The 22,716-nt window shown below is 53.2% G+C and carries 15 protein-coding genes, 1 tRNA gene and 1 pseudogene; 12 read left to right on the forward strand and 5 right to left on the reverse strand.

Annotated elements, in window-relative coordinates; translation table 11 throughout:
• Positions 1-415: 415 nt before the first annotated feature.
• The 3 genes from P1S59_04255 to P1S59_04265 all read right to left on the reverse strand — a co-directional run bounded on the left by P1S59_04255 (position 416) and on the right by P1S59_04265 (position 3,927).
• Positions 416-1,531, reverse strand: coding sequence for a coproporphyrinogen-III oxidase family protein (locus P1S59_04255; protein ID MDF1525469.1), 1,116 nt, complete (start codon positions 1,529-1,531; stop codon positions 416-418).
• A 182-nt stretch (positions 1,532-1,713) separates the two neighbouring features.
• A complete protein-coding gene (locus P1S59_04260; protein ID MDF1525470.1) occupies positions 1,714-2,724 on the reverse strand; it encodes an ATP-binding cassette domain-containing protein in 1,011 nt (336 codons plus the stop codon).
• Between the two features lie 222 nt (positions 2,725-2,946).
• The gene (locus tag P1S59_04265; protein MDF1525471.1) at positions 2,947-3,927 is read right to left on the reverse strand and encodes an ABC transporter ATP-binding protein; all 981 of its coding nucleotides are present in this window, start codon (positions 3,925-3,927) and stop codon (positions 2,947-2,949) included.
• Positions 3,928-4,547: 620 nt separating this feature from the next.
• On the opposite strand from P1S59_04265, the gene uvrA reads away from it, so the two are divergent.
• The 11 genes and pseudogenes from uvrA (at position 4,548) to P1S59_04320 (ending at position 17,526) form a co-directional block, all read left to right on the forward strand.
• Positions 4,548-7,370 carry an excinuclease ABC subunit UvrA gene (gene uvrA, locus P1S59_04270; protein MDF1525472.1) on the forward strand — a complete coding sequence of 941 codons (2,823 nt, stop codon included), beginning with the start codon at positions 4,548-4,550 and terminating at the stop codon, positions 7,368-7,370.
• Between the two features lie 307 nt (positions 7,371-7,677).
• Positions 7,678-7,775: transfer RNA gene (locus P1S59_04275), tRNA-Sec, on the forward strand.
• Between the two features lie 172 nt (positions 7,776-7,947).
• On the forward strand, positions 7,948-8,397 hold the full coding sequence (locus P1S59_04280; protein ID MDF1525473.1) for a hypothetical protein: 450 nt from the start codon (positions 7,948-7,950) through the stop codon (positions 8,395-8,397).
• A 254-nt stretch (positions 8,398-8,651) separates the two neighbouring features.
• Positions 8,652-9,488: a hypothetical protein gene (locus tag P1S59_04285; GenBank protein ID MDF1525474.1), complete on the forward strand. Its 837-nt coding sequence runs from the start codon at positions 8,652-8,654 to the stop codon at positions 9,486-9,488.
• Positions 9,470-10,480, forward strand: coding sequence for a MoxR family ATPase (locus tag P1S59_04290; protein ID MDF1525475.1), 1,011 nt, complete (start codon positions 9,470-9,472; stop codon positions 10,478-10,480). Before P1S59_04285 ends, P1S59_04290 begins: the two co-directional genes overlap by 19 nt.
• 59 nt (positions 10,481-10,539) lie before the next feature.
• A complete protein-coding gene (locus tag P1S59_04295) occupies positions 10,540-11,382 on the forward strand; it encodes a DUF58 domain-containing protein (protein MDF1525476.1) in 843 nt (280 codons plus the stop codon).
• Complete coding sequence (locus P1S59_04300; GenBank protein MDF1525477.1) at positions 11,382-13,103, forward strand: hypothetical protein; 1,722 nt, start codon at positions 11,382-11,384, stop codon at positions 13,101-13,103. The genes P1S59_04295 and P1S59_04300 overlap by 1 nt, the downstream gene beginning before the upstream one ends.
• A complete protein-coding gene (locus P1S59_04305) occupies positions 13,100-15,586 on the forward strand; it encodes a VWA domain-containing protein (GenBank protein MDF1525478.1) in 2,487 nt (828 codons plus the stop codon). Before P1S59_04300 ends, P1S59_04305 begins: the two co-directional genes overlap by 4 nt.
• Positions 15,587-15,831: 245 nt before the next feature.
• A pseudogene (rplC, locus tag P1S59_04310) lies at positions 15,832-16,464 on the forward strand (50S ribosomal protein L3).
• Positions 16,465-16,913: 449 nt separating this feature from the next.
• Positions 16,914-17,108, forward strand: a complete 195-nt coding sequence (locus P1S59_04315) for a twin-arginine translocase TatA/TatE family subunit (protein ID MDF1525479.1) — start codon at positions 16,914-16,916, stop codon at positions 17,106-17,108.
• 151 nt (positions 17,109-17,259) lie between these two features.
• Complete coding sequence (locus tag P1S59_04320; GenBank protein ID MDF1525480.1) at positions 17,260-17,526, forward strand: metalloregulator ArsR/SmtB family transcription factor; 267 nt, start codon at positions 17,260-17,262, stop codon at positions 17,524-17,526.
• Positions 17,527-17,831: 305 nt separating this feature from the next.
• Here P1S59_04320 and P1S59_04325 read toward each other — a convergent pair whose 3' ends face one another.
• A complete protein-coding gene (locus tag P1S59_04325; protein ID MDF1525481.1) occupies positions 17,832-18,446 on the reverse strand; it encodes a hypothetical protein in 615 nt (204 codons plus the stop codon).
• Positions 18,436-19,596, reverse strand: a complete 1,161-nt coding sequence (locus P1S59_04330; protein ID MDF1525482.1) for a pyridoxal phosphate-dependent aminotransferase — start codon at positions 19,594-19,596, stop codon at positions 18,436-18,438. The genes P1S59_04325 and P1S59_04330 overlap by 11 nt, the downstream gene beginning before the upstream one ends.
• Positions 19,597-20,307: 711 nt before the next feature.
• Here P1S59_04330 and P1S59_04335 point away from each other — a divergent pair.
• Entirely contained in the window at positions 20,308-22,716 is a 2,409-nt protein-coding gene (locus P1S59_04335) for a homocysteine S-methyltransferase family protein (GenBank protein MDF1525483.1), read from the forward strand.

The following is a 22,716-nucleotide window of genomic DNA, read 5'->3' on the forward strand; positions in this document are numbered from 1 at the left end:
CCCCGCTCGGGGCGCATTTTCTCCTGTTAATATGAACAAGTCTGCACACTGACCCCTCGCCGTCATCTATCTTGAAGACGCCGAGCTGATGATGGGTTGTAACATAACCAGAGAAACGCATTAGGGCAAGAGGCGAGGCGTTTCTCTGGTGAGCACGCAGAACGCAGGAGGAAAAGCATTGTTTCCGTAAAAGTGGTAAAAGCTGATTTACCGCAGGGTACGCCGCGCGGTCATTCCCAGACCGCATCGCAGAGTTTAATAACCTTATATTTTCCAACCATCTGCTTCCTGCTTCAATTTTCCCCCGGTCATCCTTATCAAAATTTACCCTGCGTAACCCTGCCGAGCGGCCTGCAGTCGGCCGCGCTGCGGTTAGACAGCTTTTGAATTTTCCCTGCGTGCTGCGTGCTGAAACCTACCCATCCCCCAGTATCCGAACAAAAACTTCATTAGATAACAACATTCCTCTCGTTGTTAATCTCACCCGACCCGCGCTGAACCGTATCAGCCCCAGTTCCGTCAGTTCGGAAAGGTGCGGTTTCAAAAATTCCATGGAGTCCGAACCGTACCTGTGGGCAAAGGTGAGCCTGTTCACCCCCTTTGTCATGCGCAGGCCCAGGATGAGGGCCTCCCTGGCCCGGTCCGTCCCCCCCTCCCGGGAAAGCTCTTCCCGGCAAGATAGGGGATCTTTCAAATAGGCCTCTATGTCGGGGCGGTTTCGCCAACGGATCCTCGTGCCATCCACAGTCCCACCAACTGTAACCGCACTGTGGGCCGAAGGCCCGAGGCCGATAAAATTCCTGTCCTCCCAGTACACCGTGTTGTGCAGACTGTCGTGCCCGGGCCGGGCAAAGTTGGTGATTTCATACTGCCTGTAGCCGGCGGCGCCCAGGACACGGGCCGACTCTCTGAACATGGCAGCCGCCAGGTCAGGGTCACCTTCTTCCGGCCCCCCGGTCTCCGGCCCTTCCAGCATATACAGGCTGATATGGTCCGGATCCAGGTTGACTGTTCGCTCCAGATCCCCCACGAGGTCCTCCAGAGTCTGGTCTTCAATACCGTATATAAGGTCCAAACCCACGGAAGAGAATCCGGCCGAACGTGCGCTTGCCACGGGATCGGGTTCCAGCAGTCCCCCCACACCCAGGATCTTCCTTATCCGGGGATCGAAGGATTTCACTCCAACGCTCACGCGGTCAAAACCAGCCTGGGCGTATTGGGCAAGCTCCTCAAAACTGACCACCCCGTCCGTTTCCATCGTCGCCTCTGCCAACGTGGTCAGGTCGAAACGGTCCCCGATGGATTCAAAAAGGGAACGATAGAACTCAGGCGGCAGCAAGGTGGGTGTCCCCCCGCCGACATAGAGTGTGTGAATAGCTTCCCTGGCAGGTTCTTTTTCCAGGGCGTAAAGCTCCCTGGTCACGGCATCGAGATACGCCTTCCAGCCTGGTATCTCAGGAACCCGGTAGAAGTGGCAGTAGGGGCAGAGCCTCTTACAAAATGGAATATGTAAATATATAGATAGGGACATAATAGTCGTAGTCCTGGTCCTCGTCGTAGTACTGGTTCAAGAAGGACCTTTACTAGGCACCAGGTCAAGGACTAGGTCTAGGTCCAGGTCTAGGTCTAGGTCTAGCTCTGGGTTCGAGGTTCTAGGTTCTAGGTCTTGATCTTCTCCTGCGTTCTGCGTTCTGCGTTCTGTATTTCAAGACCTTATCTCAAATGGCACGCCGCTCTATGCCCTTCTCCTGCACGTTCGGTGAGCTCCGGCGTATGCTGTCGGCAGATGTCCTTTGCCAGAGGACAGCGCGGGTGAAACGCACACCCTGGAGGAGGGTTCATAGGGCTGGGAACCTCTCCGGGAAGCCCGTCACCGCGGATGGACAGCTCGGGATCCGGTTCGGGGATGGCCCGGATCAGTTCCTCCGTGTAGGGATGGACCGGACGCTGATAGAGTTCTTCGACCTTTCCCTCTTCCACTACACGCCCCAGGTACATGACAGCCACCCGGTCGCAGATACTGCGCACAACCCTCAGGTCGTGGGAAATGAAAAACATCGTAAAGGACAGGTGACCCTTGAGAGCCATAAGAAGGTTCAGAATCTGGGCCTGGATGGAAACGTCGAGGGCTGAAACAGGTTCATCTGCCACAAGGAACTCGGGGTGCAGAATGATCGCCCTGGCGATCCCGATCCTCTGCCGCTGCCCGCCGGAAAATTCGTGAGGGTAACGGCCCACGCTGTCCGGGGCCAACCCCACAAGTTCGATCATCTCCTGCACTTTTTCCCGGACCTCGGTTCCTGTCAGGCCGGCGATGCGGAGGGGCTCCCCAACAATGGAATCGATAGTTTTTCTGGGATTCAGGGAACCGAAGGGATCCTGAAAGATGATCTGCATACGTTTTCTGAACACCCGCATCCGGTGCCTGTCCAGATCGGTGATGTCGATACCATCGAAAAAGATCCGGCCGCCGCTCGGTTCGATGAGCCTGAGGATCATACGCCCCAGGGTCGTCTTTCCGCACCCCGATTCCCCCACGAGACCGAAGACCTCGTCCCGGTGGATGTCCAGGGAAACCCCATCCACCGCCTTGACGCCACCGATGATCCTGCTCAGGACACCCCCCTTGACCGGGAAGGTCTTGGAGAGATCACGGACTTGTAGAATCAGATCGACGGAAGAAGCAGCAGTAGAAGTAGGAGTAGGAGTAGAAGTATCAGTCATAATTATTGATCCAATTTCCAAGATCCAAAATCTAAAAAAAGATAATTCACCACAGTATTGAATTAACTGCCGCATTTACGGGAACCCGCTTTTTTCCCTTAACTTGGTTTCCCCTGTGTCACCCTGTGGAGCGGCCTCCAGCTGGCCGCGCTGTGGTTAGTTAGTTTTTGATCTTATTCTGCGTTCTGTGTTCTGCGTTCTATCTTTCCCCGCGTCTTTGTGTCACCGCGTCGCCGTGTCGGCTCCTTCCCTTCCCGGGAAAAAACATCTCACCGCCCTTCCCTCCTTCTCCACCAACTCCGGTTCCTCTTTACTGCACACCTCCCGGGCCCGGGGGCATCGAGGATGGAACCGGCAGCCGGATGGCATGTCAACCAGGTCGGGCACCGATCCGGGGATGGGGTTGAAACTCCTTTGGCCTGGGGACGGAAGGGAGGCCATGAGCCCAATGGTGTAGGGGTGCCAGGGATCCTTGAACAGGGGCTTCACCGAGCTTATCTCCACGATAACCCCTGCGTACATGACACAGACACGGTCTGCCACCTCGGCGACCACTCCCAGATCGTGAGTGATGAGAAGGAGAGAACGGTCATGCCCCCGGATGAGGCGCTCCATGAGCCTGAGGATCTGGGCCTGCACAGTCACATCCAGGGCAGTTGTAGGCTCGTCGGCAATGAGGAGGTCCGGTTCACAGGCCATGGCCATGGCGATGAGAGCCCTTTGCTGCATTCCTCCTGACATCTGGTGCGGGTATTCACCCGCACGCCGTTGGGGGTCGGGGATCCCCACCTGTCCCAGAAGCTCCACCGCTTTCTGGCCAGCATCCTCACGATTCATCCCCCTGTGAACCCTGAGAACCTCCGACACCTGATCGCCCAGAGAGAAGACGGGGTTTAGGGCTGACATGGGTTCCTGAAAGACCATGGAGATGCGATCCCCCCTGATGAGCCTTATTTCTTCTGCTTCCATTTTCAGGAGGTCCCGGCCATCGAAGAGTACTTCACCCCCGGTGATGCTCCCCGGAGGAGGGACCAACTGGAGGATGCTCAGGGCGGTCATGCTCTTTCCGCAGCCCGACTCCCCCACGAGGCAAAGTACCTCTCCCTTCTCAAGGCTGAAGGAGACACCATCCACAGCCTTGAGGAGACCGCCCTCGCCGGGGAAGGAGGTAGTGAGGTTTTTTAGTTCGAGAAGAGCGGTCATGTGAATCTCATATCTCAGATCTCAGATCTCAAAAGATGGCCGTGAATCGTCAACCGTGAATAGTGAATGGAGTAGATTTAAACTGTTCACAGTTGGCAGAGTCTACCATATTTCCCTGTATGCTCTAGTAAGAATGCAATTCATGCCTGACCGTTCACTGTTCACTGATCTTTTCCCCGTGCCTGCCAGCTGTCGCCTTGGCGAAGGTTGGTCCCCGTGTCTATATCTTCTCCCGGCTCCCGGCTCCTGCCCTAAACGCACCCCCTCCCCCTCTCGCCCACTCTCCCTCTCCGATTTAATCCCCGTGTCCCCGCGTCGCCGTGTCACCGTGTCAGACGGTTTCCAGGATCTTTTCCCCGATACACCGATACAAAGCCTGTCACGCCAAAGGCGTGAACACCCCGATACCTGCTTTTCTGCGTCCTGCGTGCTGCTTTTTATATACCTGCCCTTGACACCCCGTGATATGGTTACAGATTACGGTTCTCGGATGCATGACTCATTCGAGAACCGTGTTTGAAGTTTGAGGTTTGATGTTTGAAGTTACCATTCACTATTCACTATTCACCGTTCACTGGATTTCTGAGATATGAGATCTGAGATTTGAGATAAGGGTTTATATGGCCACCGACACCATCATCATAAAAGGCGCAAGAGAACACAACCTAAAGAATGTGAACGTCAGCATCCCCAGGGATTCCCTCACCGTTATCACCGGCGTTTCGGGATCTGGTAAATCCTCCCTGGCTTTTGACACCCTCTATGCGGAAGGCCAGCGAAGGTATGTGGAATCCCTGTCGGCCTACGCCCGCCAGTTCCTGGAGCAGATGGACAAACCTGATGTGGATTCCATCGAGGGGCTTTCCCCTGCCATCTCCATTGAGCAGAAGACGGTGAGCCGGAACCCGAGATCCACCGTGGGCACCGTCACAGAGATCTACGACTATCTCCGGCTGCTGTTCGCCAGGATCGGCATTCCCTTCTGTTATAACTGCGGCCGCCTCATCGATGCCCGCTCATCGCAGCAGGTCATCGACGCCCTTATGGAGCTGAACTCTGGAAGCAGACTCACCCTCCTGGCACCGGTTGTCCGGGGGCGGAAGGGAGAGTACCGCAAGGAGCTTGAGAAGTTCGCACGCCAGGGGTTCCTCAGGGCCCGTATCGACGGGAATATTGTGGGGCTGGATGAGGAGATCAACCTCGACCGGAATAAGAAGCACGACATCGAGATCGTCGTTGACCGGATCGTTATCAAACCGGAGGTCCGCAACCGCCTGGCAGATTCGGTGGAGCTTGCCCTCAAGGTAGGGGATGGCCTCCTTATAAGCCTGACTGGTGAGGGGCAAGAGAACATATTTTCAGAAAAGCTGGCGTGCGCCACCTGCCAGATAAGCTACCCGGAGATCTCCCCGAGGTTCTTCTCCTTTAACAACCCCACAGGGGCCTGTTCTGCCTGCGGCGGCCTCGGCTTTACAACCGAGATCGATCCGGAACTGGTCATCCCCGACCCCGGTGTATCCATCAGGGAAGGGGCTCTTGCTCCGTGGCGCAAACGCAGCAGCATGTTCTACCATCAGCTCCTCCAGTCCCTTGCCGGCCATTACAAGTTTGACCTCAATACCCCTTTCAAGGATCTACCGGAGATAGCCAAGCGGGTGATCCTCTACGGTTCCGGTTCCCAGGCGGTGAACATCCAGTATGAGGACGCAAGCCAGCAGTGGAAAACCAGAAATCCCTTTGAGGGTGTCATACCCAACCTGAAGAGGCGCTATTTTGAGACCAGTTCAGAGCACAGCCGGGAGGAGATAGAGGCGTTCATGAGCAACAGGACATGCGAGTCCTGCAAAGGCGCCCGCCTGCGCCAGGAAAGCCTCCATGTAAAGGTGGGGGAAAGAAACATTCACGAGGTGACCACCCTTTCCATCGGGGAAGCTTTGAACTTTTTCCGGGAGCTTTCCCTTACGGAAAAGGAACAGGAGATCGGCTCGAGGATACTGAAAGAGATCCAGGAGCGCCTGGGGTTCCTGAGGGATGTGGGGCTGGACTACCTGGCCCTGAACAGGACCTCCGGCACCCTCTCCGGAGGGGAGGGGCAGCGTATCCGCCTGGCCACCCAGATCGGCTCGAGCCTCATGGGAGTCCTTTACATCCTGGACGAACCGAGTATCGGCCTTCACCCCCGGGACAACAAACGCCTCCTCAGAACACTCCTGCAGCTAAGAGACATGGGAAACACCGTCATCGTGGTGGAACACGACCCCGACACCATCAGAGAGTCGGATTATGTCGTAGACATGGGACCAGGTGCCGGTGTGCGGGGCGGCAAAGTCGTGGCCCAGGGCACCCCCAAGACCATCATGGAATCGGATGAATCTCTCACGGGAAAGTACCTGTCAGGCAGGATGAGCATTGAGATACCCAGGACGCGGCGTAAGGCCGGAGCGCTGGGTTGCCTCAATATAACGGGCGCTTCCCAGAACAATCTGAAGGATATCGACGTGTCCTTTCCCCTGGGAACCTTCACCTGTGTCACAGGAGTTTCAGGTTCGGGGAAATCCTCCCTGGTCATAGAGACCCTCTACAGGACACTGGCGAAGAGCAAGTCCATCTCGGCTACCCGGCCGGGAACCCACAACGGCATTCAGGGAGCCCAGTTCATAGACAGGGTCATCGACATTGACCAGTCACCCATCGGCCGCACTCCCCGCTCCAACCCGGCCACCTATACCGGAGCGTTTACCCCCATCAGGGAGCTTTTTTCAGAGGTACCCGAATCCCGGATCAGGGGCTACAAACCGGGACGGTTCAGCTTCAACGTCAAAGGAGGCCGGTGTGAGGTATGTCAGGGCGATGGGGTAAAAAAGATCGAGATGCACTTCCTTCCCGACATCCACGTAAGGTGTGAGGTCTGCGAAGGCAGGAGGTTCAACCGTGAGACCCTTGAGATCACCTACAAGGGAGTCAATATCGCTGAAGTGCTGTCTAAAACTGTGAACCAGACCGCAGATCTGTTCGCTGAAGTGCCCACCATCGCCCGGAAACTCCACACTCTCCAGGAAGTGGGCATGGGATATATTCAACTGGGTCAGGCCGCCACAACCCTATCCGGGGGTGAAGCACAGCGTGTAAAACTTTCCCGGGAACTATCCAAGCGGGACACAGGCAGCACACTGTACATCCTCGACGAACCAACGACAGGGCTGCATTTCGACGATGTGGTCAAGCTGCTCGGTGTGCTCAACAACCTGGTGGAAAAGGGCAACACTGTCATCGTCATCGAACACAACCTGGAGGTGATCAAGTCAGCCGACCACATCATCGACCTTGGTCCGGAGGGAGGCGATGAGGGAGGGGAACTGGTCGCATCAGGGACTCCCGAAGAGGTGGCAAAAGTGAAAGGGAGCTATACGGGGAAGTTTCTTAAGGAAATACTTGCGAAATAGCACGCAGGACGCAGGACGCAGGACGCAGGACGCAGGACGCAGGACGCAGGACGCAGGACGCAGGACGCAGGACGCAGGACGCAGCTAAGTCTGATCACCTTGTTCCTGATGTCAAGGTGATCACTGGTATTTCTCCCGCGTTCAGGTTTTTCCCCGATACTCCGATACCTGGACACATATCTTTCCCTCCGTGTCCCCGTGTCTCCGCGTCTCCGTGTCAGGCGCTCCCCCTCTCCCTCGTTTCGAGAGTCCCTCCTGAGCCTCCAAACTCTTGACATAGGCTCAGGTTGCCCTTACCCTGATCTACGGGAGTGCGTAGGGCACTGGTGGCCCTCCTGGACTTCAAATCCAGTGGTACTGGCTAAAACCCGGTACGGTGGGTTCGATTCCCATGCACTTCCGCCAAGATAAAATCAAAGGACCCCGAATCAACGGGGTCCTTTAATTTTATACCTCACCCGTAAGCGGTCCCTGTTTAGGGGTTGATAGACAGAAAATTGCGGTTATATTTTAATTCGACCCTGTAATAATTGTAGATACACTCAGGTTACACATTGATCCTTTAACGGGGGTAATAATGAAAAAGATGGCTCTTCTCGCAGTTGCCTTTCTGGTCCTGCTGCCAGGCTTGGTAAAAGCTGATGAATTCAGTCTATACGGTGTCAAAATGGGGATGGCACGGGCAGAGGTTGAAACTCACTGGCAAAAACTGGACGAAGATAAATATCACATAGAAGACTCCATCCTGATGAATGTCATGCCGGAGTTCGACCACATGGACCGGCTGTACCAATTAAGTTTTTCTATTCCCATTCCCCTCCTTGACCAACATCCCGGTCCCTATGTAACAACGACTTTTCAGGACCTGATTCAGGAACGCTGGGCAAGTGACGATCAGATAGTGAGCCTGAGGACAGGCCGGGGCAATGCGGGTATCATGATAACCAGCAAACACCTTCAGGTTGAATATACCGGGCATATTCGCACTCAGATGGAACTCCAGCTTGGCATTCTCCTTAAACCTTGAAACATCACTTTAAACCCGAAAACGGATCAACAAAATCCTCTTCCCTTGAGGTCCTTAGACGTCTCAGGCATCTAAGAACACTTCATGCCCTGAACCGTTTTCTTCATATTCTCACCTTTACCCTTACGGCTGACCTCCTCCTTGGTATTATTTCCATTGCTCTTTTCAGGCTCTTTGGTTGGAAAGCAGCTCTCCCGCATTTTTTTGAACTGCTGTTAATAGTCCTCCTCGTCAGGGAGTTCAAGCATTTGAAAATGGAACAATTTTCCAAATTCCTTGACCGCCACTTCGCCCTGAAGGACAGGCTTTACAGCCTTATCTGGTATATTGTCCCCGGAAACGCCCCGCAGGGCGTGATCGAGGCCCATTCAAACGGGTGCCTTTCAGACATCGATTTTGAGAAAATAAAAAGAGGGCTTCGTTTCCATATCCCAAAACTCCTGCCCTTCGTCCTGTTTCTGTTCGCCGGGACCATGTACCTGTCATGGAACGCCGACTACCGTCCGCCGGGGATTACAAGCCGGATTGTGCTTAAACCCTTATCATCAGGCGAAGAAGGTTCCCGGCAGTTAAATGAGGAATCCAACTCTGATTTGGGACAGAACCCGGAGTCGGAAGGCCCGGTGCCTGAAGGAGAAGGAGCTGAAAATCCATTATCTGAAGCTAAAAGCGAAGAAGAGCAGTTGGGAGAGCGCCAGGAACAGCCTGGAGCAACCGGAGAAGACTCTGCATCCAGTGGGAACGGTCTCTCTCCCATGGGTTCTGGAGCCGGCGGTCAGGAAGGATCCGGTGAAGGGCGTCAGGTGGATCTCGCTGCGCCGGATACAATCGAATCCATCACGGTCACAGACAAGGTTTCCCCGCCAGTGCCATCCAACCTTGAATCCCGAACCGAAAAGGAATTTGCCACACTCCCCGATGCCAAAGAGTTCTTAAATCTCATCCCGGGACAGGGAGGAGAAGGAGTGGCCCCGCTCGACCAGTCGGTCATAGAAAATTTCAGATCATTAATGGTCAACTACCCAACCGTTTACAGGGAACAACTGGAAACCTATTACAGGGAGCTGATGAAATGGGAAGAAAAGCGATAACCGATTTCTCCAGAGCAATCGAGGAGGTTCGCAGGGATCTGTCCCGGGTTCAGGAGCAGTTCGAAAAACGTATAGTTGGCAATACGGACATTCTCAGATCCATCCTCAAGGCACTGTTCTCTAACGGGCATATTCTTCTGGAAGGGGCACCGGGACTTGGAAAAACCTTGATGGTCAGGACTATGGCTGAGATTCTGGATCTGGATTTCAAAAGGACACAGTTCACCCCCGACCTCATGCCTGCCGACATTATCGGAACGAATATCATTATTGAAGACGAGAGGGGTAATCGCCATTTCCGTTTCGAGAAAGGTCCCGTTTTCACCCAGGTCCTTCTCGCCGATGAAATTAACCGGGCCAGCCCCAAGACCCAGTCTGCGCTCCTGCAGGCCATGGAAGAACACGAGGCTACCGTGTTCGGAACCACATATTCCATGGATGATATTTTCATCACCCTTGCCACACAGAACCCCATCGAGATGGCAGGAACTTATCCTCTTCCTGAGGCTCAGCTGGACCGGTTTTTTTTCAAGGTTGTCATCAGCTACCCTTCAGAAGAATCCTTGAAAGAGATCGCGCGAAGGAACGCTACGGAGTTTGGCGACCAGTTACATGTGGAAAAAGTCCTTTCACAAGAACGCATCCTCCAGATAAGACAGATGCTTTTCCAACTCCCTATTACCGACAGGATCTATGACTTTGCCGTGCAGCTTGTCCGAATGACCCACCCGGATGTGAAGGGCACGACAGATACGATCAAACGGCTCGTCCGATATGGTGCCTCCCCCAGGGGAGTCAACGCCCTGCTGGCAGCTTCGCGCCTATCGGCAGTAATCGACGGGAGGGTGAACATTTCCCTTGAAGACCTCGAGGAAAACTTCATCCCGGCTTTGTGCCACAGGCTTGTCATGAGGTTTGAGGGCGAAGTGGAAGGTGTTGGTGCTGAAACACTCCTCAAAGAACTTTTCGGAAAACTGAAAGCGAATTTTTAAAGAGATAGCTGCTGCCAATGGAAATGCTCACACCTTCATTCCTGAGAAGACTTCATCGCATGCGCGATAGACTCTCTTCTGTGCTGCACAGATTTGAGTTCTTCAGAGCTACTCCCACCGGTCACATGGTGACACCTGAGACCGACTCCTATAGACCATACGCCCCTGGGGACGATCCCCGTTACATCGACTGGAGCATATACGCCCGTCAGGATCGATATTTCATCAAAACGGTGGTCAGGGAGGATGAAGGGATTATCCATCTCTTCGTTGATTCAAGCGGTTCAATGCGTTCCCCTCATGTGTCGAAATACCACAGATGCCTGGAAACAGCTGCCGGGATAGGGTATCTGGCCCTCTTGACTGGAAACCAGGTCATTCTCCATTCCTGGTCTGATCGCATATTATTGACGCGTTCCTACGAGGAGGGAGAATCGAGCACGCTGGATTTTCTGCAGCAACTTGAGACACTTCCTTCCGGTTCAGAGACTGATCTTGGCCAAAGCCTTGAACAATTGCGCAACTTGGGGGAAAAATCCCCTTCCCGTCTTCTGGTCATATCGGATTTCATTGAGAAAAGGTCATATTGGGAACAATTGAACCTTTTAAAAGCCGCCGGCTCACGTCTGGCCGCCATACGAATAATGCATGAGCGAGAGGTTGCGCCTCGATTGCGGGGACACTATCAGATCAGCGATCCCGAATCCGGACGACAGGTGCGTAGACTCATCGGGTATCGCCTTCAGAAGGAATACCGTAAGACCATCAACACGTTTATGCGAGAGACCGAAGAATCTTTTCATCAGCAAAGAGTTCCTTTTCTGAACTCTACCACCAGATCCCCCTTCGAGGAACTGGTGCTTAACTTCTTTCACTTGCCATCATGGAACGGATGGCGCTGATGGGAATGGATTCCTTATACGGATTCGGGATCCTTCTCCTAATTCCACTTCTGCTCTGGTTCCAGCGCAGCCGATGGAAAAAGAAAAAGATAATTCTTTCCATTTCACCCATCATCGAACCGATTCAAAACATAACAAGCGCCCCTTCCAGCAGGGTTGCCCGGCTTAGCAAAAGATGGAGGTATTTCCTCCTCGCCATGGCATTCCTGCTTTTATCCCTGGCTTTTAACAGACTCCACCTTCGAAATATGAAGGACGTACCCGGAGAATGGCTTGTGGTCATGGATAACCCTTTCACCGCCAACGCAACGGTGGAAAAAGAGAGCCTGTTCAGGATCGGACTTGAGGAGTTAGGCCAACTTACAAAAAACATCAATTCCCATGACACCTATTCACTCTTTATCACATCTCCCGGTTACGAACTGCAGCCCGGCCTCAACCGCCGGAGTCTTCTATCCGCACTCGAGGGCAGGACCCCAGCCTATCCGTTCCCGTCGTCCACCGAAGCCGTGGAACTGACAAAGGCTCTTCTGAATTCAACACCCTTCAAGGGAACCATTGTGATATCTCCTCGCGACCACCAGTGGCGAAAGGATCTGAAGGACGATGATTCAACCAGACCCTTGATATTCTCCGAGGAAACACCCCCTTTATACGGCAACACCGGGATAGTAGCTTTCGACCTCTCACCTTCCGGAGCTGAAACTTTCGATCTGTTTTTCCGAACAATATCGAGGGGGCATGAGACATCCGAACTCATAGTCCAACTGCACCTCGCGAATGGATCCATTCTAGATTTACCTGTATCTCTGGATAAGAAGGGAGACGGCCGAGTTGTTGCGAAAGGCCTGGTTATTCCTCCTGGTGAAGTGTCTCTTGAGCTGGATGTCGATGATCTTCTTCAGCAAGATGACAGCTTAACTGCAACGATCGCACCCGGGACAGCAAACTATCTGGTGGATTTGGGCAAACAGACCCGCCCCTTTATAAAAAAAGCCCTTTTATCCGAAAAACGGATAAGGGCTGTGGACTCAGGAATTGACACTTCCACTGGACCGTTCATCAAGATCCTGGATGGAGAACTTCCGGAACAGGGTGACGCTGGCCCTTATCTAATTATATTCCCCACAGGGGATTTTTCCGGGTTTTCGTTCAAAAAGATCCTGACCGCCCCCCTTATTGCCAGCTTTGATCCTCTCCATAGCATCACACGTCAGTTGCGGTTTCGGGACTTCCGCCCTTCCAAAGTAACCGAGTTCCAAATCCCGGAGAGTTTCGAAGTCATTGGAGACGCTGAGGGGACCCCTCTCATCGCAGTTGGTGAGATTGATGGAAGCCGAGTGGTGGTGTGGAGCTTTGACCCGGAGGATAACGGCATATATCTGGACCCATCTTTTCCGATCCTCGCACTGGAAAGTGTCAAGTGGCTAGCCAATGACCAGAGGATCACATGGGACCGTGGCCTCGGGTGTGCAGGAGAAACCCGAAGGGGCAAGGCTTCACCCGGGCCTCAGGGTGAGAAACTCAACATACTTTGTGCGGAAGTAACTCTGGGTGCAAGTGTGGTCACCGTGCCCAAGCTGCCAGGGCTAAGCTTGTCGGATCCTCTCCATAAAATCGAGGTCAGAACAGACCTCACCCGGCCCTGCCTTGTCCTTGCACTGATCATATTACTGCTCCTGGCCGCTGATTCAGCAATCGGAAGCAGGAAACTTCCATGACCTCCCTGCTTTTGGTCCTGGGACTCTTAATGATTCCTATTGCTGTCAAAGCTGCACGGCAAGACAGCTATCACGTACCTGCCATCACAGCAGTTATTGTTACCTTTCGCACTTTAACCATTCTTCTGCTTTTTATACTCGTGACCATCTGGCCACAAACCAGGCCGCTGGAAAGCACCGGAATACCCAGAGCAGTCATCCTCATTGACGGCCAATCTGCAGGACCTGTGCATCTGCAGAGCACCATCGAAAAAAAGCTGCCGTATTTTCAGGATGCTGGCTACGATCCGCTGATACTTTTCTACAATAATGCTCAGGCCAGCAGCCTGCATTTGAAACTGCCTGGCTACCATCTCGAATATTTTGGTGATATAGAAAGGGCCCTTCTCCGAGTCAGTTGGGAAATGGGCAAGGACGACAGGGTTATTGCTGCAGTTCTTTCCGAAGAGTATCCCGGCATTCTGAATGAGCCACCCTGGTACGGGGAAAAGATCACCTGGATCAAAACGCTCCGCGCATTTTCACCCTCAATCCGCACAGTGAAAGCGCCTAGAAGGGTCTTCATCGGACAGACATTTACGGGGAGTTTTCAATTGTCACCAAAAACCGCTCCTGGTGACTTGAGCCTGACTCTTGATAAGCAGTCCGGGGATATTGAACTGGATGAAGCACAGGCAGGATCCCATACCAGAAGTTTCAGCATGGCAATCGAAGAACCCGGCCATCACACCCTGAGGTTAAAGGTCACTGGCGCAGATGGTTCGGTCCAGGAGGAGAATCACCACTCCATCCTGGCAATTAAGCGCCCGCGTATCCACTACATCTCACCCAGCGGAGTCACTACCCCCATGGCCCGAACATTCCTTGAGGCAGGATTTTCAGTTGAACCGATCTCTCCTCTGCGCCTGATGAGCCATGACCGGTCTCAATTGGAAGGGTTCGATACAGGGGACATTATTGTCCTGGATGCGATCCCTCAAGAATACATGACGACAAAGGCAGTGGAGTTCCTGGATCAGACCGTTTTTACTGGCGGTCAGGATCTGCTTTTTATCACAGGTGAAAATGTCGATCGTTCCGCCAGTGGTTCATATCTCGAAGACCTTCTTCCCGTCAAATTCGGCAGCGAAAACAGGAATGAGGAGGAGCAGTCACTCGCCATGGTGGCCATTGTGGATGCCTCTCTGAGTATGTTTTACAAAATAGGGGGCGGGGGCGGTTGGGGGCACTCGGCATCGGGGACCGGTGGTTGGGGTATGAAGATAAAGATGGCGAAAAAATCCCTGCTCAACCTTTCCGAGGCATTACCGGACACTGCCCCCTTCGGCGTCCTCACCGTTACAAACAACCCTTCCTGGGTCTTCGAACCGACTCTGCCGCGCGACCGCGCAAATGAAGAGGAATTGATAGGGAGAATCAAGGCCTATGGCCCTGGGATCAACCTTTACTCAGGCCTGCTCGAAGCTTACGAAAAACTCCGCCAAATAAGATCCGATGCAAAACATATACTTGTGTTTCTGGATACAGCGGATGTTGACGAGTATCAAGTCGACGAAGTGGGAACTGTCTGGGACCTGCTGAAAAAATTTAACGAGGAGAGCATAACTGTAAGCCTGATAGGTTTCGGCAAGCGGGGGGACGAACACATTTCCCAGTTAAACCGGTTTGCTGACGAATCGGGAGGATATTTTTACCTCACAACGGATATTAATCAGATACCCGGGTTCAGCCTTCAGGATCTGGACCAGATCTCTGATAACCTGATCAGCTACAAGTTTCGAAAACCCACTTTTTTCAGACACGATTTTCCAAACATTGAAAATCTGCCCGATATACGCGGACAAGCTATTACAACCCTCAAACCGGGAGCCTCAGTACTGGCATGGACGGAAACGGGGTTCCCTCTCCTCGCACGATGGCGATATGGAGCTGGCACAATTACTGTATTTACAGGCGACAATGGGCTTGCTCTGGCTCGGGACTGGTATGGAAAGGATTCCCCATGGGAAGCTCTGTTGGCTCAAATCGGAGTCCGCAGGGAAATGGAATCCTCAACATTCCTGACCAGGATAACCGGGTCTAAAAGGTTATTTTACAGACCACCGGGAGGAAAAACCGGGTCTTCCTATGCAAAAGCCTTTTTCCAGGGCGGAATCAGTTCCGACTTCGATCTTGAGGAGGTTGCGCCTGGAGCCTACACCACATCGCCTCTTGATCTGGATAAAATTCCCCTGTCCATGGATGTATTCTCGCCTGAAACAAGCCTCTCACAGATCAACAAAGCCCTGACGCTGGATTTCAAATCGGCACAAAGAACGATGACAGTAGTTGAACCCCCAGAGTTTAACATCCCAATTGTCGAACCTCTCCCGCAACAAAAGGTGCCTGATAACTCCATCCTGCGCCTTTTGATTCTTCTTGTAGTGTTTCTGGTCACCATCGACGAACTTTTCCGACCACCGAACATGGAGGCAGGACAGTAATTTCCAGATAGAGTCAGTGAATGGTGAACCGTGAACTGGTGAGACTTTACGCTTCACAATTCATTGTTCACTTTTCACCAGGAATTAATTCGCAATCCACAATTCTCAATTCAAAATTGAATGCACCAAACTGAATGCACCTTGACGGACCCTGCTATTTCATGTACACAGATTTGTTCTCCAACTAAACCATCCTCCTCGAAATGAATCGGGGCGGATAAGATAGGAAAAGGAGGAAACCTATCATGAGGCAGACCATTCTCGGCCGCAAGCTGGGCATGACCCAGATCTTCGACCGCCAGGGCAACGTAATCCCGGTAACAATCGTACAGGCAGGTCCCTGCACCGTTTTACAGGTGAAGACCAAGAAAACGGACGGCTACAACGCCATCCAGCTCGGCTTCAGTGACAAGAAAGAGAAGCATACGACCAAACCTCTCCTTGGCCACTTCAAAAAAGCCGATTCAACCCCCAAGAGGCATATCCGTGAGGCCAGGGTCGACAACCCGGAAATGTTCACCGTCGGCCAGGTTTTAACCGCCGGCCAGTTCGAAAAGGATGACCGTGTGGACATCACCGGTACATCAAAAGGCAAAGGCTTCGCTGGCGTCATGAAACGACACGGATTCTCCGGGTTCATGGCTTCCCACGGCGTCCATGAAAGCAAAAGAGGCGGCGGTTCCATCGGGCCGTCTGCAGACCCCGCCAAGGTATTCAAAGGAATGAAAATGCCAGGACAGATGGGCAACGTGGCTGTCACCATCCAGAACCTCAAAATTGTGGACATCCGCGAGAGCCAGAACCTCATCATGGTCAAGGGTCCTGTTCCCGGCAGCAAAAACGGCCTTCTTGTCATCCATCACGCCATCAAGAAGGAAGCCCCGCCACTTAGGCAGCCCGAGCCTGAAGAGGTCCCTGTTGAAGAGGAGTTAGAAGGCGAAGAGGCACTGGCGGATGCCCCCGAGGTGGATTCAACCACCGCCGCAGAGGTTATGGTGGACGAGGCAGCAGAGGTTGAAACTGCGGACGCTGAAGAAAAAGCCACCGAGGCGGATGCGGCTGCCCAAGCCGAAGTCACTGCTGAGGAAGAGGCTGTGCCTGCCGCCGAGCCTGAGCCCGTTCCCGAACCCGAGCCTGCTGAAGTAGAGCCTGCCGCTGATACGTACGACGAAAGCAAGGAAAGTTAGATAGCCCTGCGAACCGGTTAGGAACAAAGGGTTAAGACCCTTAGTTGGCAAGAGTGAGCGCAAATGATACGGGACCTTGTCACGAACCACACCCCCAAGGTATAATGGGGAGTACTTCTAACCTGGGAAGAGAGTAAAAGATGTTTGGATTCGGTGTTACGGAACTGGTTCTCATACTCGTCATCATCCTGGTCATCTTCGGAGCTGGCAAACTCCCGGAAATCGGTGCCGGCCTGGGTAAAGGCATCAAGAATTTCAAAAAAGCCACCACGGGTGAGGATGAGATAGACGTCACTCCCGAGAAAATAGAGGAAGGCGATGAAGATAAGACGTAAGCATCTATTGAATATGAGAGGATCTCAAAGCCACGCTTTATAGTGTGGCTTTTTATTTGACATTCAAATTATTATATTCTAATAAGAGAAGTGACTTATATCTGAGGCTGGACACAGACCACATACCACTTAACCATCAGGAGGCCGGGAGATGGATCAGGATAAGACCGTACAAGCTGAATATCTGAAAGCCCTCGCTCACCCAACGAGGATACGGATACTTGAGCTTCTGGATCAAGAAGGCCGCTGCGTGACCAACATTGGGGAAAAACTGGACCTTAAACAGTCCAACATTTCCCAGCATCTGGGAATTCTCCGGTCCCGCGGCATCCTCTCCCTCCGGCGAGAGGGCGGACACTCCATTTACTGTATCAAGGACCTGAAGGCGCTGAAAATACTGAACCTCATAAAGGGATAGTTTAGGGTTTGGAGTTTGGAGTTTGGAGTTTGGAGTTTGGAGTTTGGAGTTTGGAGTTTGGAGTTTGGAGGCCATGGTCAAATCCAATTCCACATTTCAAATTACAAATTTCAAAGGTTTCACACTATTTCCATTTCGTTTTTCTATTATTATATTTCATTCGAGATATATGTCTTTACCTTTGCGAAACTTAGCGTCCTTTGCGGTAAAAACATCGCCATTATAGCAACCGTTTTTCCCTCTTGTTTTTCGCACACACGCACGCACGCTCTACGCACAAACGAGATTTTCTCCTGCGTTCTGATTTACTTCCCCAGATCCACAGTCTTAAATTCCAGGAGCGTCTTGAGTTCCTCTCCCCCCAAATATAACCTTTCAAAAAGAACAGCGGCCTCCGGACCGACCAATTCCGGTCTTTTGAACAGCAGCAGTTTTTCATTCATCTGGCCAGGTAAAATGGTCGTTGATTTGTCAAAGGTCACCTTCCTCAGGTCCTCGAGAACCCTCTGTCTATTGCTCCCTCGCGGAAGCTCCATGTAAAGGTGCGCATAGTTGTATGGACTGAGGAGAGGTCCGTATCCCACGGCCAACCTGATGCTTCCGGGGTCCAGTATCAGTTTCTGATCAGAACCGTTATCTACGGAAAGAGCAAAAGTTACCAGGGAAACCTGTCTGAGCCCCAGTCCCAGAAACTCAGACCCCTTTTCCCTGAGGTACGTCATCCGCTCTCCGGCATCCAGGTATCTGGCTGACAGGACCACCTGATCATTATGGATCGATACTGTGGACACCTGTCCCTGGGCCGGAACCAGTTCAAAGAGGGTGATACCAGTCGAAGCACAGGAAGCCAGAAAAACAACTCCCAGCCCAACAGCTGCAAGCAAGCTCACTTTCCGGATAATTTCAGATCTACATTTCATCGGGTGTCACCTCTCTAATGTACTCCGATAGCCGGCGTATCCCCTCACGGAGGTTCTCGCTCGAGTTGGCATAGGAAAAACGAAGATGCCCCTCGGCAGAAGGACCAAAATCGATGCCGGGAGTAACAGCTACCCCCACCCTTTCCAGTATGTCGAAGGCCAGGCGGTAGGAATCTGAATCCAGATGCCTTGCATCCACGAGGACATAAAAAGCGCCCTGCGGATCCGCAGGGACAGGCAACCCGATCTCCCGAAGCCCGGTGAGAAGAAGTTTACGCCGACGGTCGTAGGTGCGAACCATCTCCTGTATATCCGTACTGGTGTGGCGCAGGGCTGCTATACCAGCCCGCTGGACAAAAGCAGCGGCTGAAATGAAAAAGTTCTGCTGCATTTTCTGCATGGGACGGACAAAACGCTCCGGAGCAATAACATAGCCCAACCGCCAACCGGTCATGGCGTAAAGTTTTGAAAATCCGTTTAGAACGAAAGCCTCTTCAGTGAACTCCAGGATACTGTGATCCGAAGTATCGTAAACCAGGCCATGATAGATCTCGTCAGAAACGACAGGTACCCCCATTTCGGCGATCCGCCCCATAATACTGGCATCCAGGACAGCCCCAGTGGGGTTTCCCGGAGAGTTGATGAGTACCGCTGCCGTATGAGCCCTGATCCGACCGGCCATATCATCAAGGTCGGGGAGATATCCGTTCCGGGCAAAAACGGGCGAGTAAACAGGCTGGCCCCCCAGGAACGATACAAAGTTGGGATAACAGGCGTAGTGGGGATCGCTCATAAGAACCTCTCCGCCAGCCTCGAGAAGAGCAGCGAATATGAGGAGAAGGGCCGGTGAGGTCCCCGGAGTGACGATAATACGACCGGGGTCGACCTTGACGCCGTATCTTAATTCGAAATGTTCGCTGATGGCTTCCCTGAGGTCGATGAGCCCCAGACTGTGGGTGTACCTGGTGTCGCCCATTTCAATGGCCTCAATGGCTGCCTGTCGGACAACTTCAGGGGTTTCGAAATCCGGCTCCCCTATTTCCATATGGATGACGGACCGACCCTCTCTTTCCATTTTCTGGGCCTTTTCAAGGACATCCATCACAATGAAAGAGGGTATGTTCTGCGATCTGGCTGAAGGCTGGCGCATATCGGTTTCTCCGTAATAGTCCCCAGTACCCAGGAGCCAGTAGAAAGATTCGGTTCCCATGAATGCAATAAAACTAATTTACCACAGGGTACGCAGGGTGACACAGAGAAAAGCTAAATACCGGAAAAAGACACACCTCATTTGCCGTCATTCCGGAAATCGCGCCAAATGCGTGATTGTCCGGAATCCAGTGGGTTTTGCATGTCATTGCGAGTATAAAATAGTCATCTTCCTAATTCTTCCTCCCCCTATTGAGGGGGGAGGACCGAGGTGGGGGTGAATGATAACATCGAGATAGACGAGGGCGACGCGGCAATCCCGGTTGATATAAACACGATCTGAAAGCCTTAACGCAGAGTTGTGCGGAGGCGTCCCGCTGGTAGGCCGCATGTATCGCAGAGGGCCGCAGTTAAAACCTAAAAACTTGGGGAATCACGGTTACAATAAATTCGATGTTTTTCACCACTTTGGATTTTGAATTAACAAACCGCAAAGCGCCTTGATATCACTTGCTTTTCTCAATTTTCTTCTATACCTATAGGTATTTTCAATAGTTCCGGAGCAGAACAGGTAAAGAATCATTTTCTGCACCGGAAGTGAAACGTGAATGGTGAACAGTAAAATCCAGGATCGATTAATCCCGGTTCACGGTCCACGGTCCACGATTCACATTTCACCATTCACTGTTCACCCAGATAACTGGAGTTTCATGTGACGAACTTTTCAGACCTTATAAAAGACCGCACCCTCCTTTGTGACGGGGCCATGGGGACCATGCTCCAGGAGGCAGGGATCGCGCCAGGCATCTGTCCGGAGATCCTGAACATAGAGGACCCGGATACGATACGATCTATTCACAGGGCCTATATCCGGGCGGGCGCCGATATCATAGAGACCAACACATTTGGTGGCAGTTCGGCCAAACTGTCATCCTACGGGCTCGAACACCGGACCGAGGAGCTTAACAGGGCCGCAGTCAAGGTGGCCATCGAAGCGTCCGACGGCAGAGCCCTCGTGGGAGGAAGCATCGGGCCCACAGGCCGTTTCGTTACACCAGTGGGCGACATGACCTTCGACGAAGCTGTGGATATATTCACCCGGCAGGCGGGAACCATCATTTCCGCGGGGGCTGATCTCATACTCCTTGAAACCTTTTCGGACATCAAGGAGATCAGGGCAGCAGTCATCGCGATCAGGTCATTTTCCCAGATCCCGATCCTGGCTCACATGACCTTTGAGCCCTCAGGATTGACCCTTCTGGGCAGCTCACCCGAAGCTGCGGCGGTCACACTTGAGGCTGCAGGGGTGGATGCCATCGGATCAAACTGTGGATTAGGCCCCGACGGGATCCTGGATGTTTTAAGCCGGATGTCCTCCGTGATCAGCCTTCCCCTCATTGCCATGCCCAATGCAGGAATGCCTCGCCTGGAAAATGGCCTCACTGTTTTTCCGGCCTCACCCGAGGAGATGGCCGAGCCTGTGCCGGAGTTCCTGGGGATCGGGACTGCCGTCATCGGAGGGTGCTGCGGCACCACACCCGATCATATCTCGAAGATAAGGGAAGCTGTCGACGCTGCCGGAAAGCGCTCAGACCGTATCCTCACAGACCCTGGATCCACGAGACTATCCAGCCGGGGTACCGTTCTTTTTGTCGGTGGCGCCAGTCCTCTGTGTGCTGTGGGGGAACGCCTCAACCCCACCGGCCGTAAAGCCCTTGCCCAATCTGTTCGGGACGGGAAATTCGACCCCTACCGTGAGGAAGCAGCACGGCAGGTAGAGGCAGGATCTCAGATGCTGGATGTGAACGTGGGGGTACCGGGGATCAACGAGGAACAAGCCATGGTGGAGGCGGTGCTCGCTGTGCAGCAGGCAGTTTCCGTACCTTTGAGTATCGATTCACCCCGACCGGAGGTCATCGAAGCCGGCCTTAAGGCCGCTGACGGCAAGGTCCTCATCAACTCGGTCACAGGGGAAAAGGAGAGCCTGGAAAAGGTCCTGCCCCTGGCCAAGCGCTACGGTGCGGCGGTACTTGGCCTGACACTGGACAACGAAGGCATACCGCCAACTGCCCAGGGACGCCTTGCCATTGCCAGACGCATCCTGGAGGCGGCCCGACAGGTGGGCATCCCGGACCAGGATGTTCTCATCGACTGTCTCACCCTTTCTGCGGGAGCGGAACAGGACAAGGTGGTGGAGACTTTAAACACCCTGGCCCTTATCCGGAGTGAACTGAACCTCAACACTGTGCTTGGGGTCAGCAATATCTCCTTCGGGCTTCCTTTGAGAGAATATATCAACGCGGCCTTTCTGGCCATGGCAGCAAGGTCTGGACTCTCTGCCGCGATCGTAAATCCGTTCCATGAAACCTCCATGGGGATCCTGGCCTCTTCCAGGGTCATACTCAACCAGGACCGGCAAGCCTCGGGATATATTGCTTTATACTCAGGATCGACTGACAAGGGCGGACCCTCATTGGCTGGAGATGTGGGAGAAGAGGAAAGCCTCAAACTGGCGGTTATCCAGGGTCATCCGGACCGGGCCAGGGAGTTGGCCGGGAATCTGCTGCGCCAGGGTATCGAACCCATGTCCCTGGGCGAAAAAGTCCTGATACCAGCCATGGCAGAGGTGGGCGAACGGTTCGCGAGGAACGAATATTTCCTGCCCCAGGTGATGATGTCCGCCCGTGCCATGAAGGCTGCTTTTGAGCCGTTAAAAGAGGCCATGGCAGGGATGGATATACCTTCCAAAGGCAGAATACTCATGGCTACCGTCGAAGGTGATATCCATGATATCGGCAAGAATATAGTTATGACTCTTCTCGAGAACCACGGATACGATGTGATCGATCTCGGTAAGAACATCCCGGCGGCCGAGATCGCCCGGGAGGCAGCCAGGGGCGAGATCAGCGCCATCGGCCTTTCGGCCCTTATGACAACGACCATGGTCAGGATGAAAGATGCCGTAGCTGTTCTGAGGGAAGCGGGCCTGACATTGCCCGTGGTGGTGGGTGGAGCTGCTGTGACACAGGATTATGCTGATGAGATCGGTGCCCAGGGGTACGCTCGGGACGCAACCGAAGCGGTGGCTGTCTTCAGCAGGTTGATCTCGGGCGGGAGTTAA

The organism is bacterium (assembly GCA_029210965.1).
Classification (GTDB): Bacteria; BMS3Abin14; BMS3Abin14; order BMS3Abin14; family BMS3Abin14; genus JALHUC01.